The sequence below is a fragment of the Arthrobacter alpinus genome (genome assembly GCF_001294625.1).
GTDB lineage: Bacteria > Actinomycetota > Actinomycetes > Actinomycetales > Micrococcaceae > Specibacter > Specibacter alpinus_A.
Window position 1 is genome coordinate 2,628,866 of record NZ_CP012677.1, and the last position, 13,560, is coordinate 2,642,425.

Annotated in this window: 14 protein-coding genes; 5 read left to right on the plus strand and 9 right to left on the minus strand. The window is 62.7% G+C overall.

The genetic code is table 11. The annotated features are described in order from the left end of the window. The first annotated feature begins 75 nt into the window (after nt 1-75). From AOC05_RS11855 to AOC05_RS11865, 3 genes are all read left to right on the plus strand, one after another. Entirely contained in the window at nt 76-1,650 is a 1,575-nt protein-coding gene (locus tag AOC05_RS11855) for a molybdopterin-dependent oxidoreductase (protein WP_082357954.1), read from the plus strand. Between the two features lie 91 nt (nt 1,651-1,741). Then, the gene (dapD, locus tag AOC05_RS11860) at nt 1,742-2,749 is read left to right on the plus strand and encodes a 2,3,4,5-tetrahydropyridine-2,6-dicarboxylate N-succinyltransferase (RefSeq protein WP_062007393.1); all 1,008 of its coding nucleotides are present in this window, start codon (nt 1,742-1,744) and stop codon (nt 2,747-2,749) included. 35 nt (nt 2,750-2,784) lie between these two features. Next, on the plus strand, nt 2,785-3,669 hold the full coding sequence (locus tag AOC05_RS11865) for a hypothetical protein (RefSeq protein ID WP_062007394.1): 885 nt from the start codon (nt 2,785-2,787) through the stop codon (nt 3,667-3,669). Here AOC05_RS11865 and AOC05_RS11870 read toward each other — a convergent pair. From AOC05_RS11870 to fdxA, 9 genes are all read right to left on the minus strand, one after another. After that, nucleotides 3,666-4,277 (minus strand): hypothetical protein, encoded by a 612-nt coding sequence (locus AOC05_RS11870; protein WP_062007395.1) that lies wholly within the window; start codon nt 4,275-4,277, stop codon nt 3,666-3,668. The two genes, AOC05_RS11865 and AOC05_RS11870, sit on opposite strands and share 4 nt — an antisense overlap. 132 nt (nt 4,278-4,409) lie before the next feature. Next, on the minus strand, nt 4,410-5,366 hold the full coding sequence (locus AOC05_RS11875; RefSeq protein WP_197277824.1) for an HNH endonuclease signature motif containing protein: 957 nt from the start codon (nt 5,364-5,366) through the stop codon (nt 4,410-4,412). 8 nt (nt 5,367-5,374) lie between these two features. Then, the gene (locus AOC05_RS11880) at nt 5,375-5,800 is read right to left on the minus strand and encodes a hypothetical protein (RefSeq protein WP_154605888.1); all 426 of its coding nucleotides are present in this window, start codon (nt 5,798-5,800) and stop codon (nt 5,375-5,377) included. Nucleotides 5,801-6,009: 209 nt separating this feature from the next. Beyond that, nucleotides 6,010-6,345: a hypothetical protein gene (locus tag AOC05_RS11885; protein ID WP_154605890.1), complete on the minus strand. Its 336-nt coding sequence runs from the start codon at nt 6,343-6,345 to the stop codon at nt 6,010-6,012. Nucleotides 6,346-6,473: 128 nt separating this feature from the next. Continuing rightward, the gene (locus tag AOC05_RS11890) at nt 6,474-7,094 is read right to left on the minus strand and encodes a TetR/AcrR family transcriptional regulator (protein ID WP_082357955.1); all 621 of its coding nucleotides are present in this window, start codon (nt 7,092-7,094) and stop codon (nt 6,474-6,476) included. 63 nt (nt 7,095-7,157) lie between these two features. Further along, nucleotides 7,158-7,346: a hypothetical protein gene (locus tag AOC05_RS11895; protein ID WP_062007399.1), complete on the minus strand. Its 189-nt coding sequence runs from the start codon at nt 7,344-7,346 to the stop codon at nt 7,158-7,160. A 137-nt stretch (nt 7,347-7,483) separates the two neighbouring features. Then, nucleotides 7,484-8,767 carry a citrate synthase gene (locus AOC05_RS11900; RefSeq protein ID WP_062007400.1) on the minus strand — a complete coding sequence of 428 codons (1,284 nt, stop codon included), beginning with the start codon at nt 8,765-8,767 and terminating at the stop codon, nt 7,484-7,486. A gap of 234 nt (nt 8,768-9,001) precedes the next feature. Continuing rightward, nucleotides 9,002-10,156 (minus strand): succinyldiaminopimelate transaminase, encoded by a 1,155-nt coding sequence (gene dapC, locus AOC05_RS11905; protein ID WP_062007401.1) that lies wholly within the window; start codon nt 10,154-10,156, stop codon nt 9,002-9,004. 9 nt (nt 10,157-10,165) lie between these two features. Then, nucleotides 10,166-10,489: a ferredoxin gene (gene fdxA / locus AOC05_RS11910; protein ID WP_062007402.1), complete on the minus strand. Its 324-nt coding sequence runs from the start codon at nt 10,487-10,489 to the stop codon at nt 10,166-10,168. A 112-nt stretch (nt 10,490-10,601) separates the two neighbouring features. Here fdxA and AOC05_RS11915 point away from each other — a divergent pair, with 112 nt between their 5' ends. Together AOC05_RS11915 and AOC05_RS11920 are read left to right on the plus strand one after the other, a co-directional pair. Continuing rightward, nucleotides 10,602-10,835 (plus strand): hypothetical protein, encoded by a 234-nt coding sequence (locus AOC05_RS11915; RefSeq protein WP_062007403.1) that lies wholly within the window; start codon nt 10,602-10,604, stop codon nt 10,833-10,835. A gap of 253 nt (nt 10,836-11,088) precedes the next feature. Further along, entirely contained in the window at nt 11,089-13,560 is a 2,472-nt protein-coding gene (locus AOC05_RS11920) for an immunoglobulin-like domain-containing protein (protein WP_062007404.1), read from the plus strand.

The following is a 13,560-nucleotide window of genomic DNA, read 5'->3' on the forward strand; positions in this document are numbered from 1 at the left end:
TCGGCTCCGAAGTACAGACAAGCATTGCTGCCGGCCCCATTCATGGCAGCCACCTACTGTTCAAAGGATTCCGTCATGGCAAACATCAAGATAAGCCCTTTAGGGACAAAGTGGCTCAGGCTTTTGGGCGGTGCCGCCACCGGCGTCATCGCCGCCGGCATCCTGTTCGCCGTGGCCGAGTTGCTCGCCGCCTTTTTTGCCACCGTGGCCTCCCCACTGACCTCCGTTGGTTCCACATTCATTGACTTCACCCCCGCCTGGATGAAGAACTTCGCCATCGCCACCTTCGGCACGAATGACAAGACCGTTCTGCTGCTCTCCCTAGCCCTGGGCGCCATCCTCCTGGCCGCCGTGGCTGGAATTGTTGCTTGGCGGAAGTTTGCGGTCGGGGCAACACTGGTTGTGGCCTTTGCCGTCGTCATGGGCGCCTGCATCATCACCAGATCCGGCGCCAGCCTGGCGGACCTGGTTCCCCTGTTGGTGGGCACGGCGGCCGGACTGTGGGCTTTACGGTTCCTGACCCCGAAGGTGCAGGCGGCGGCAACGCTGGCCCCTGACGCCGCCGGGTCCCCCACTTCTCACAGCCGCCGCGCCTTCCTGGTGAGGTCGGCGGTACTGGCAGGGGCCGCCGTCGTGGTGGGGGCGGGCGGCACCCTTCTTTCCACGGCTCGTAACACTGCCCGGGCGGTCCGTGACGCGCTCAAACTCCCCACCCCCAAGACCATGGCGGCGCCGCTGCCGGCAGGCGTGCAGGCACCCGTAGACGGGCTCACCCCGTTTGTCACACCCAATGCTGACTTTTACCGTATTGATACGGCCCTGATTGTGCCGCAGATCGACCCCAGTCAGTGGCAGCTTCGCGTGCATGGCATGGTGGAGCAGGAATTCACCATGTCCTTTGACGAGCTGCTGGCCTCCGAGCTGGTGGAAACGTACGTGACCCTGACGTGCGTCTCCAACGTGGTGGGTGGAAACTTGGCCGGCAACGCAAAATGGCTGGGCTATCCGTTGCGCGAAGTGTTGGCGCGGGCCAAGCCGAAGCCGGGGGCAGATATGGTGCTTTCCACCAGCTCAGACGGCTTTAGCGCCTCCACGCCACTGCCCGTGCTCCAAGACGATCGCAACGCTTTGCTGGCGGTCGGCATGAACGGTGAACCGCTGCCGCTAGAACACGGCTTCCCCGTGCGCATGGTGGTTCCGGGCTTGTACGGCTTTGTCTCGGCTACCAAATGGGTCGTGGACCTGGAAGTGACCACCTTTGAGCAGAAGGCAGGCTATTGGACCTCGCGCGGCTGGTCCTCGCACGGCCCCATCAAGACTTCTTCGCGGGTGGAGGTGCCCCGGGCCCTGGGCCGGGTACCGGCGGGCACGGTGGCCATCGGCGGCAGCGCATGGGCGCAGCAGCGCGGCATTTCCAAGGTGGAGGTCCAGCTCGACAACGGCCCCTGGCAGCCGGCAACCCTGGCCGCCGAAGCCTCCTTGGACACCTGGCGCCAGTGGTCGTTCATCTGGAACGGCGCGCCAGCGGGCAGCCACAACGTCAAGGTGCGCGCCTACGACACGGACGGCACCTTGCAAGTGCAGCAGCAGGCACCGCCGGAGCCCGACGGGTCCACCGGCTGGCACTCCATCACGTTCACGGTCACCTGAGCTGCCCCCGGGCTGGCACTGAGCCAGCCGGGGCACCTTCCCCCGTGCAGGAGCGTTTCAGCGGGCATGCCGGTGTCGATAGACTTGACGCATGACGCAACCCCCCGCAACTGACGCCTCCACCACCCCCACCGAACGCACGGCACACGGTTTTGGCCTGGCCACAATCGCTGACGGCGGCGCGGTGCTGGACGTTTGGTTCCCGGCCCCGGCCTTGGGCACTGCTGTGGACTCCTTGGGTGCCGCCCCCGAGGCGGACCCAGAGCTCACCGCCTTGGCTGCTGCCGGCACCGACACGGACCGTGGTGTGAGCCAGCGAGTAGTTTTCGCCCAGATCAACCTCGATGAGGCACCTGCCGATACCGTGGATTCATACCTGCGCCTGCACCTGCTTTCACACCGCCTGGCCGCCCCGAATTCCCTAAATCTAGTCGGCATCTTCGGGCTGCTCAACAATGTGGTCTGGACCAACTTTGGCCCGGCCCCGGTGGCCGGTTTCGAGCTCACCCGTGCCAAGCTGCGCCGCCGCGGCCCAGTCACCGTGTTCGCTGTCGACAAGTTCCCGCGCATGGTGGACTACGTGCTGCCCGCCGGTGTGCGCATTGGCGACGCCGACCGCGTCCGGCTCGGCGCCCACCTGGCCGAGGGCACCACTGTCATGCATGAAGGGTTCGTCAACTTCAACGCCGGTACCCTGGGCACCTCCATGGTGGAGGGGCGCATCTCCGCCGGCGTGGTGGTGGGCAACGGCACCGATGTGGGCGGCGGCGCCTCCATCATGGGCACCCTGTCCGGTGGGGGCACCCAGCGCATCACCGTGGGGGAGCGAGTCCTGCTGGGAGCCAACTCCGGCGTGGGTATCAGCGTTGGCGACGATTCCGTCGTCGAGGCTGGCCTGTACGTCACCGCCGGCACCCGTGTACGCGTTGTGGGCCCTAGGAACGACGACGGCGAAGACACCACGGTCATCGTCAAGGCCAGCGAACTCTCCGGGGTTCCCAACCTGCTCTTCCGCCGCAACTCCAGCACCGGCGAGGTTGAAGTGCTCCCACGCAAGGGAACCACGGTAGCCCTCAACCACACCCTGCACAGCAACTAGGGCCAGTTGCTGAACACCATTTGTGGCGGGTGCTGATGAGTGCCCGCAGAGGTCCAGCCTTCATTGCATGGGTGACTGTGACGGTGCTGGCAGCGTCACTGCTGGTCGGTGGCGGTATGTGGGTGGCCAGCTTCTTCAAAGATGCCCTGGCACCCCGGCTCAGTGTTGGCTGCCATGCGAGCGTGGGAGGGGGCAGCTACCGGTTGGCGGTGGACCAGACGCAAAACGCTGCCCTCATCTCAGCCATCTCGCTCCAGCGCGGCATGCCTGCGCGTGCAGCATCCATCGCCTTGGCAACAGCATTGCAGGAGTCCAAGCTGCGAAACATCGACTACGGCGACATGGATTCCGTGGGCTTGTTCCAGCAACGCCCCTCTCAGGACTGGGGTTCGGTGGAGCAAATCATGGATCCGGTATATTCCACCAACGCGTTCTTCAATGGGTTGGAGAAGGTGCCCGGCTATGTGGACATGCCCCTGAACGACGCCGCCCAAATCGTCCAGCGTTCGGCGTACCCCCATGCGTATGCCCAGCATGAGGCCACCGCCAAGACCTTTGCCTCGGCTCTGACGGGGCAATCGCCTGCGGCCCTGGAATGTACGCTGCCCCCTGCCACGCCCGTGAGCACTCCTGCAGAGTTGGAGAGCGCCGCGCATACGGCGTTTGGTCTGCTCCCGTTCACTAGCACCTCGGCCAACTCGTCGGCAACGGTGCGCGTCCAAGTTCCGGAGGCCAAGGGCTGGGCCGTGGCGCAGTGGGCGGTTGCCAACGCCTCGGCGTTCGGCGTCACCTCCGTCAGCTACGATTCCAAGACTTGGGAGCGGGACGCGAACGACGCCGGGACCAACCGTGGGTGGCAGGACTCACCGACTGCCGGCCAGGCCGGGATCCTCACCCTTGCCATGGCGACCGGAGGCTAGACCAACAGCTCCACCACGGGCTGGACGTAGCTGAGAAAATTCGCCTGATCGTCGAGCAAGTGCTCGCTCATGATCAGCCTGTTAGGTTCGATGAACCAGGCCCGTGGTTCAGCCAGCGGCATTTCCACAATTGTCAGCGTGAAGTCACGGGCGCTGCGCCCCAGTTCCATCTCCCTGTTTTGTACAAGGTCGGCAAGGATTTTGTGTCCGCCGAGGGTTTCCCGTTCGGTAGCCATCAGGGCATAAGTGCGGCTTTGCTCCCGCGCCCACGCCAGCGCCGCGCCAAAGTGGGCCTGCACAACCCGTTGCAGGGCTGGCATTCCGGCGAGTTCAGGAAACTCCGGTGGGGTTAGGGACGGTTCCGCTCCCGGGCATTGCGCCACCAGGCTGCTCCACCAAAATTCCCACTGGTACCGCAACGCGTCATCACCACCCACCCCTGCCGTCAGGCGTGAATGGTCTGCGGCCCGCACAGGAGGCGCAACTGGTGCAAGAGCGGGGCTGCCGGCCCCCACCAAACCAGCCACATCGCGAATGTAAAGTGCCATGAGCATGGGCCCGTACGTGTCCATGGTGATACGCCAACCAGGCCCGCCGGTGTGATGCATGTTCTCCGCCTCCAGTGGCCGCTAACAAGGCGCGGCACTCCCTAATGACAGATTACTCTTGTCCGGGAGTTCTTGGGTGGCCGGACTTTAGACCCTACCGCGCCGCGTTGCCGCCCAAGGCAATGCAGATAGTCACTGACTTGCCGAACGCCCGCAGGATCCGGCTCGGTCAGGAATTTTTGGTGCTTTCCTCCGAGAGGGAACTGCCGAGGCGGGTGCCTGTGCCGAACTGTGCTGCCGTGCAGGGTGGTATTTGCCAGCGGGTGAGGTCCAAGCGATTCCGCCGTCAGGGGTTGCTAGGGGTTTCCAGCCCCTGAGTTTGATGCTGGCCCGGCGGGGGTCAAGATCTTGCCGATAACGTCCGCGTTGGTCCTTGTCGTTGCGGAAGTGTTTCAGTGCGTGGTGCCGTTTGCAAAGTGGATAGACGTTCCCCAAGGTGGTGTCCCCGCCTTGGGAGTATGGCCTGATGTGGTCTGTTTCGCTGTCAATGGCCGGGTTGGTGCAGTTCGGGAATGAACAAGTCTCGTTGAGGGCGCGCAGCAGGGTCTTTTCAGCGTCACGGAGCCGATACCGTTCCGGGGGCGCCCCCTTCAGCGGGGTTCCGGAGATGGGGTCCGTCAGAACACGCAGAAAGGATCCTGCATCGCAGAGGAGTTTGCGGGCAATTTCTTCAAGGATCGGCCCATGCCCACCGAGTTGGGCCGATTCATTGGTGAGGCCTAGCAGGCCCAGAACCGGCACGGTGACAATCATCTGGGCCTCGGGTTCGGGCGGGTCGGTGACGGCGGAACCGTTCCGGGTTGCATCGAGTTGCTCACGGTATTCCTGGACAGGATCTTCCGGGATTCCGTCCACAATGCCTTCCACCAGGCCCGATCCATCAGGCCACAGTCCACCGCTGGCAGCAGAGCCCGCGGCGGTGTTCCAGTCACCTTTGTGACCAAGCCCTCCCTCGGCAGCGCCGCCACGATTTTCGGTAACCTCGTCCTCCATTTGCGTCGGGATGTCGGGGCACACGGTACCGCTGAGGCAAATGTTCTCCGGTGCCGATACCCACGCATCCGCGCGGGCGTCCGCGGCCTCCGTCACGGGCCCGATCATGGGCACTCGTGGCCCATGCACCCAGTCCGGTAAGACATCAACGAGCCTGAAGCCGCTATAGCTGCCGCCGGGCTGGCTATCATCTTCACCACTCCCCTGGCCACTCTTGCTGTGCGCCAAGCCCCCACCTGGGGTCGAAGTGTCCTGCCCTCGGGATTGCCGGAGCCAGGGAAAGGGTGCTGGCCGAGGAGGAGGGCCGTTGCGGTGTCGGCGCGCAGTTGGCCCAAGGTGCGGTGTTCATTGGGTCCTTGCTGAGCGCGGGCGGTGCGGGTGCTGATGGCTTGACGGACCCGCGTGATCAGGGTCTCCGGGTGGGTACCCTCACGCAGGCACCGGGCTTTGGAAGCAAATCCGGTCGCCGTGGTGCCGGGCGCGGCGGCCAGCAGGCGTGTCTCGAACTCGGCAAAATCTGCCGGGTGCATGTTCGGGGTCTCGGCAAGGGTTTGGGTTTTGTTAACGATGGTGCACGCGTGCCGCCACGAAAGTGCCCCTGCACCGAGGTTCACGAGGGTTTGGGGGTGGAGGGTGAGAAGCTCCGTGGAGTAATGTACGAGAGCTTTCGCCGTGCCTTCGCACGATACAAAGGGTGGTGGCGATTTCGGCGAGCCGTGGTGCCGGCTATCCCTGACTGTTAAGGATCCAGTGTCAGTGCCGTGGCTTTCACAGTCGTGGCCGGCATCAGCCGATCGACGACGGCGGCCTTGCACGCAGCCGTTCGGTCTTCCAGAGTGTTCAGTGCCGCCAGCGCTTGAAGTGCACAATCGCGCACTGACCGGGCGACTGAGACCCGCGAGGAGGGTTCCGGCACTGGGGACGGGTACACGGTGTAATCCGGCAGCCCGTCAAGGGAGGGATCCTCCGGACCAAAAGAACCAATGGCCGGAAGGTGAAAGGCCGTGATGAGTTCCGCAACATCCTGTGCTGCGGAATCACCCCCGTTGCCGGGGTCAAACACCGGCTTGCTCATGCTTGAAGTTTACAGAACAAAGTTACCTAAACACAATAAATACCCAAAACTTTATTCGATTTTTGTAAATACAATCACTCCCGTTGCCGCCCGGCTCTCTGTCATTGCGACCGGCCAACAAGGTAGTACTAGGCCAGAAGCGCCAGTAGGTGGCGGCGCAGCGTGGCCCGGCCCTGTTCCGGCGCCGACCAGGCCGGCTGCAACACCATCCGCAGGCTTAGCCCGTCAAGAACTGCTATGAGGCGTTCGGCTTCATCTACCGGCTCCGGGGAACCAGCCACCAAGCCGCTTTCCAGCAATTGCATCACCACTCGGCCCACCACGGCCCCCGTTGCCCGGTAGTCGTCCTGGGCCGCACCGTGCAGGCCTTCATCCGTGCGAGCCGCCAGCATGAATTCCATGTGAACTACTGCCTCGCCGCGGCTCGCGGGCGTCAACGGCAGCAGCTCTTCCAATACGGCTGCACATTTGTCCACCAACTGGGCCCCGGTCTTCGGAAGCTCTGATTGCTCCAGGTCTTCGAGTCTGTCCAGTGCGCGAAGATGGCACCGCTCGGAATTGACCCGGAACGCAAACACCATCAGCTCTGCCTGGTTGTCAAAATAGTGCCGCACCGAGCCCAGCGCCAGGCCGGCTTGCTGGGCTACGTTGCGAAGCGACGCCTGAGCAAGCCCCCGTCCGGCAACCACTTCAAACACTGCATCGGCAACCAGCTCGCGGCGGTCATTGGCATCAACAATTTTGGGCACATCTCTTTTTTAGCACAGATGTTTCACAAATACTCAATGCCCATCACTGGACGGCTGTGCCCGCTACTTGCCAGCGGCTGCGGCGTCCTTCTTTTTGTCAAGGTACAACAGCACCAGCAACACAATCATGATGACTAGCGACCCGATGAAAAACGGCAGGAAGACCGTTTTTCCCACCAGCACCAAAATGCCCAGCACCACCACGACGATGGGGAACGCCATGGAAAAGGTGTGCAGCAACAGTTTCAACATCGTAAAGACTCTCCTGGAAAGTGTGTACATGAGAACGGCGCCGGGACACTCTCAAAGGAGAGTCTCGGCGCCGCCGTCGAAGTTCAATGGGCGTCTCGCCAAGCTCGACCACCGTTGATCGAGCCTGTCAAGATCAGTTACCGCGACGGGTACATGCGCTCCGGTTCGCCCGTGTACAACTGGCGGGGACGGCCGATCTTGGTGGCCGGGTCCTTCATCATTTCGCGCCACTGGGCAATCCAGCCCGGCAGACGGCCGATGGCGAACAAGACCGTGAACATCTTTTCGGGGAAGCCCATGGCTTTGTAGATCAGGCCGGTGTAGAAGTCCACGTTCGGGTAGAGCTTGCGGGAGATGAAGTATTCATCGGTCAACGCAACTTCTTCCAGCCGCATGGCGATGGCAAGGAGCTCGTCGTTGCCGCCCAGCTTTTCCAGGATCTCGTGGGCCGTGGCCTTGACGATCTTGGCGCGGGGATCGTAGTTCTTGTAGACGCGGTGCCCGAAGCCCATGAGCTTCACGCCGGCTTCCTTGTTCTTCACGCGCTCAACAAACTTCTCAACCGGCTCCCCGCTGGCCTGGATCTCGCGGAGCATGTTCAGCACGGCCTCGTTGGCGCCGCCGTGCAGCGGGCCGAAGAGTGCGTTGATGCCGGCGGAGACGGAGGCGAACATGTTCGCGTTCGCGGAACCGACCAGGCGGACAGTGGAGGTGGAGCAGTTCTGCTCGTGGTCTGCGTGCAGAATCAGCAGAAGGTCAAGAGCCTTAACCACCACCGGGTCCATTTCGTAGGGCTCGGCCGGCAGACCGAAGCTCAGGCGCAGGAAGTTCTCCACCAGGCCCATGGAGTTGTCCGGGTACAGCATGGGCTGCCCGATCGACTTCTTGTGCGCGTAGGCGGCGATGACGGGCATCTTGGCCATCAGACGAATGGTGGCCATCTCAACTTGTTCGTCGTCGAACGGGTCCAAGGAGTCCTGGTAGAACGTGGACAGGGCCGAAACAGCCGAGGAGAGCACCGGCATGGGGTGCGCGTCGCGCGGGAAGCCGCCAAAGAACCCCTTGAGGTCCTCGTGCAACATGGTGTGGCGGCGGATGCGCTGGTCGAACTTGTCCAGTTCGGCCGGGGTGGGCAAGTTGCCGTAGATCAACAGGAAAGACACTTCCAGGAAGCTGGAGTGTTCTGCAAGTTCCTCGATGGGGTATCCGCGGTAGCGCAGGATGCCCTCGTCACCGTCAATGTAAGTGATGGCCGAGGAGGTGGCGGCCGTGTTGACGAAGCCGGGGTCGTAGGTGACCGCGCCGGTGGTGCTCAACAGCTTTGACACATCGTAGCCAGCGTTGCCTTCTACGGCTTCGATGCGCGGAAGTTCAAGTTCTCCGCCGTCGTAGCGCAGTGTTGCGCTCGTGGAATCAGTCATGGAGTCCCCTTCATGAGGTAGCCCTGATATGGGCTTTGGTTAGATCGGTGCAACACTTACGCCCGCGGGATTGCCGCGCATCGCAAGTGATATTGTCCGGCTCAGTAATTTTTTGAGTCAGCGTTAAAAGCGCACGATGGCATAGACGTCTATGTAAGAAACTACCGCTTCACAGCGGTTCAACACTAATCCTGACACCAATTTGGTGCCAATGTGCTTGATACTGCGTTCGTTTTAGCGGCTCAGGCGGGCCACGGCTGCTGCTATGCGTTCATCGGTCCCTGTCAAGGCCACCCGGATGAATCCCTTGCCCGCTTCCCCATAGAACACCCCGGGCCCGGCCACAATGCCCAGCTCCGCGAGCCGACCAATGGTGATCCAAGTGTCCTCCCCTGCGGTGCACCACAGGTAGAGCCCGGCCTCGGAGTGGTGGATGGTGAGACCAAAGGATTCCAAGGCTCTAACAAGAAGGGCCCGACGGCGGCGGTACAGGGTCTTCTGTGCGCTGACGTGGGCGTCGTCCCCCAGCGCCACCTGCATGGCTTCCTGGACCGGGCGGGGCACGATCATGCCCGCATGCTTGCGGCTGTTGACCAGGTTCGCCATGATGGCGCTGTCCCCCGCCACAAACGCTGCCCGGTAGCCGGCCATGTTTGACTGCTTACTCAGGGAGTAGATGGCCAGCAGATTCTCTGTGCTGCCACCGTTCACACGGGGGTCCAGGACGCTGGGCACCGGCTCGCCGCCGTTTTCCGGGTCCCACGGCCCCCAGCCCAGCTCGCCGTAGCATTCATCGGAAGCAACCACAGCGCCCACTTCTCGGGCCTGCGCCACCAATGCTGAAAGCTGCTCTACCCCACGGACAATGCCCGTGGGGTTGCCCGGAGAGTTGACCCACACGAGCCGCACCCGCGCTCGGGTTTGGGCGTCAAGTTCGTCGAGGTTATCGGCCGCCACGGCCGTGGCACCGGCGAAGACCGCACCCATGTCATAGGTGGGGTAGGCCACCGTTGGCCGGACCACCACATCGCCTGCGCCCAACCCCAACAGCAGCGGCAACCAGGCCACCAACTCCTTGGAGCCCACGGTGGGCATGACGTCTTGGGCAGATAGTCCCGGCACGTTCCGGCGGCGGGCAAACCAGTCCACAATGGCCTGGCGCAACGCCAACGTCCCATGCGTGGTGGGATACCCTGGCGCATCGGCTGCGGCCACCAAGGCGTTGCGAATCAGGGGCGGCGTCGGGTCCACCGGCGTGCCGATGGACAGATTCACCACCCCGTCCGGGTGCTTGGCCGCTGTGGCCAGATACGGCGCCATGGCATCCCAAGGGTACTCGGGAAGCTGCAAACCAAACTGGCGGGACGCGTTCTGCGGGGCCTGGTTCATGTGTTGCTTTTAGTCCTGGTTCTGCGGCGGGAGGGCGGCGATGATGGGGTGGTCGGTGTGCGTGTTGCCGACCTTGGCGGCACCTCCCGGGGAGCCCAGCACGTCGAAGAACTCAACGTTGGCCTTGTAGTATTCGGCCCACTCCTCCGGGGTGTCATCCTCATAATAAATGGCCTCGACCGGGCAAACAGGTTCACAGGCGCCGCAGTCAACGCATTCGTCAGGGTGGATGTAGAGCGAGCGTTCACCTTCGTAGATACAGTCAACAGGGCATTCCTCAACACATGCCTTGTCCTTCACATCCACGCATGGCTGCGCAATTACATACGTCACGACCCCAACCTTCCTTACATTTGGTTCAATTGCCGGCCTTAGGAGGCCGGGTACGTTCATTATCCCCCACAGCGGACGCCCATGCATCCCGTATGAGACTTAGTATGAAGAGGTGAGCCACGCACTTGAGTTAATTTCCGCCCTCCCCCTGGGCACCAGGGTTGTCATCCGCTACCAGATCGACGGCGGAACCACTGACGCCCTGGGCGATTTGACGGGCCGGGATTCGCTGCATTGCACGGTCGCCACCCGCTCCGGGGACGTGGTGGTCAAGTACGACGACGTCCACCTCGCCAAAGTGGTCCCCCCGCCTCCGCCTCGGCGTGAGCGGCGCACCCAGGCGTAACCGCCGCAGCGCAGCTGTCGCAGGCGGAGCGGCTCTCACGGGCGGCCGCCGTTTTTCGTCTTGAACAGCACCCAGGCAAGTGTTCCTCAGCGTTAACCCCCGCTTGCCTGTTAGTTCATGTGCGTTCCTTAGGGTTCCTGAAGAGAACCCTGGCAAGCACCTGATGCTTTCCTTGAAATCAGTACGTGTTGTGTGTTGCGCTTTGCAACGTCAAGGGTTCCACCATCATCTCGTGCCCTTGAAAGGTCTCATCTTGAATCCCTCATCCATCGCGAACCACAGCATCTCCCGCCGTCAGTCCCTGAAGCTGCTTGGCTCCGCCGCGGCTGTCGGTGCCATCATCATGACCGACCCTTTCGGCGCCGCACCAGCCCAGGCCGCAACCGTGGAGTTGCCTCTGCTGGCCACAGCATCCACGGTGTGGCGCTACTTGGACAACAACATCGACCCGGCCACGGGCACCGCCACACCCTTGGTGTGGACCACGGCAGGCTACGACGACAGCAGCTGGAAGACCGGCAAGGGCAGCTTCGGTGCCAAGAACGGGGCAGCCACCGGCATGGGTGGAGGGTTGGGGGTCACCACCACCTTGCTCAACCACTACACGGCAGGGACCGGCAGCGATACGGTACCCACCTACTTCTTCCGCACCAGCTTCGAGCTCACTGCCGAGCAACTCGCCGTGCTCGGTGTCATCAATGGTTCGGCAACCTACGACGACGCGTTCATCTTGTACGTCAATGGGCAACGGGCCACCGGCTTCGAAGATGCCGGCATTGACCCCTCCACGAACTTGCAGTACGGCGGCGGCAACGGCGCAGACCCGCGCAGCGTGGCTTTCACCGTGCCCAACAACCTGCTCAAGGCAGGCACCAACACGGTGTCCGTGGCCCTGTACCAAAGCAGAGCTTCAAGCTCGGATATCTACTTCGACCTGGTCTCCTTGCTCGCTACCACCAGCACATCAACGGCTGCCACGTTATCCGACGTCGTCTTGAACATTGGTGCGCAGGCCGGCGAGCTGGGGCTCGCCTGGTACACCTCCTCCACCGGCGAGGAACTGGCCCAGCTTGTCACGGCGGGGGGCGATTTTGCCTCAGCCACCAGTTTCCCTTCCGCCGGTGGCACCGCAACCGATGGCCAGCAGTACCGGCACGCGACGTTACGCGGCCTGCAAGCAAACACCTCCTACAGTTACCGGGTGGGCAGCGAGGCGACAGGCTGGTCTGAAGTTTTTACTTTCACCACAAAAACACAGTCGGGTGACTTCAATTTTCTGGTGGTCGGTGACTCGCAAATCGGCGCCTCCGGCAACGCCACCTCCGATGCGCAGGGGTGGGCCACCACCTTGTCGAAGGCTGAATCGCTCCTACCGGATGAGCACTTCATCCTTTCAGTCGGCGACCAGGTCAACACGGCCGGCAACGAGGGCCAGTACGAAGGCTTCCTGGCACCTGCCCAGCTGCGGCGCTACCCGCTGGTGACCAACATCGGCAACCACGACGTCGCCAGCCTGGCGTACCGGCAGCATTTCAACATGCCCAACATCGATGAAACCTTTGGTGAGGGCAACCCCGGACAATCAGGTGGCAACTACTGGTTCACCTACAACGAGGTCTTGTTCATTTCCTTCAACTCCAACAATCAAAACAATGACCGTCATCTTGAGTACGTGGCAAAGATCATCGCAGAGCAGGGGGCGGGCAAGAAGTGGGTGATCGTGCACTTCCACCACTCAGTTTTCTCCGTTGCAAGCCATGCCACGGACAAGGACATCATTGAGCGGCGCCGGGTGCTGCCGGCAGGGTTCAGCAAGCTCGGTGTGGACCTGGTCCTCATGGGCCACGACCACGTGTACACGCGCTCGTACCTGATGAACGCGCTCACACCGACGAACCCGGCCGGGGCCACGGGCACACCGGCACACGCACCTGCACAGCTGGCCCGCAGCGTCGCCCAGCTCGCCAGCGGCACGGTGGTACCGCAGACCGGCGATGTGCTGTATTTGACCGCCAATTCTTCCAGCGGCAGCAAGTACTACGAGATCCAGACGGGCAAGGACTTCTACTGGTCCGATGTCCAAAACCAGGAACATGTGCCCAATATGACAGATGTTCGCATCACCGATGAGACCATCACGTTGACCACGTACCGCGTCACCGACCTGAGCGTGGTGGATGTGGTTCGGCTGGAACGCCCGGATATCACAGCACCGGTTCTGACGGTCTCGGCGTCGACGACGTTGACCGTGGGCGCCGTCTTCGACCCCCGGGCCGGTGTGAGCGCCGTCGATAACCGCGACGGCGATCTGAGCGATGCGATTCTGATCACCGGGGCTGTGGATACCGCCACAACGGGGACGTACCGGCTCGAATACAGCGTCACTGATGCGGCTGGCAACACGGTCACCGCCGTCCGCACCGTTACCGTCACCCCTGTGTCCGCCCCCAGCGTCTCCCCAGACATCCCCGCACCGTCCTTGGCAGGACCCACAGGGACCATCGGGGCACCGTGGGCCAGCGCCTCCGGGGTACAAGGTAGTGGACCGGCGCTGGCCGCAACCGGTCTTTCCGCCGGCGGATTCCTGGCCACGGCCGTTGCCGCTTTGGCTACCGGCGCCATCCTCCTGAACCGGAAAGGCAAGCGGACACCGGCTGCCGCCACCATGAACGGTGACCTAGAGGGACCTGAGACGACGTTCGGCCCCTCCCACACAGTGGACTAG

Coding starts and splice junctions, on each gene's coding strand:
- AOC05_RS11865 (WP_062007394.1), top strand. CDS start 2,785: ATGAGTGCCCGCAGAGGTCCAGCCTTCATTGCATGGGTGACTGTGACG.
- dapD (WP_062007393.1), top strand. CDS start 1,742: ATGACGCAACCCCCCGCAACTGACGCCTCCACCACCCCCACCGAACGC.
- AOC05_RS11870 (WP_062007395.1), bottom strand. CDS start 4,277: ATGCATCACACCGGCGGGCCTGGTTGGCGTATCACCATGGACACGTAC.
- AOC05_RS11855 (WP_082357954.1), top strand. CDS start 76: ATGGCAAACATCAAGATAAGCCCTTTAGGGACAAAGTGGCTCAGGCTT.
- dapC (WP_062007401.1), bottom strand. CDS start 10,156: ATGAACCAGGCCCCGCAGAACGCGTCCCGCCAGTTTGGTTTGCAGCTT.
- AOC05_RS11895 (WP_062007399.1), bottom strand. CDS start 7,346: ATGTTGAAACTGTTGCTGCACACCTTTTCCATGGCGTTCCCCATCGTC.
- AOC05_RS11880 (WP_154605888.1), bottom strand. CDS start 5,800: ATGCACCCGGCAGATTTTGCCGAGTTCGAGACACGCCTGCTGGCCGCC.
- AOC05_RS11900 (WP_062007400.1), bottom strand. CDS start 8,767: ATGACTGATTCCACGAGCGCAACACTGCGCTACGACGGCGGAGAACTT.
- AOC05_RS11885 (WP_154605890.1), bottom strand. CDS start 6,345: ATGAGCAAGCCGGTGTTTGACCCCGGCAACGGGGGTGATTCCGCAGCA.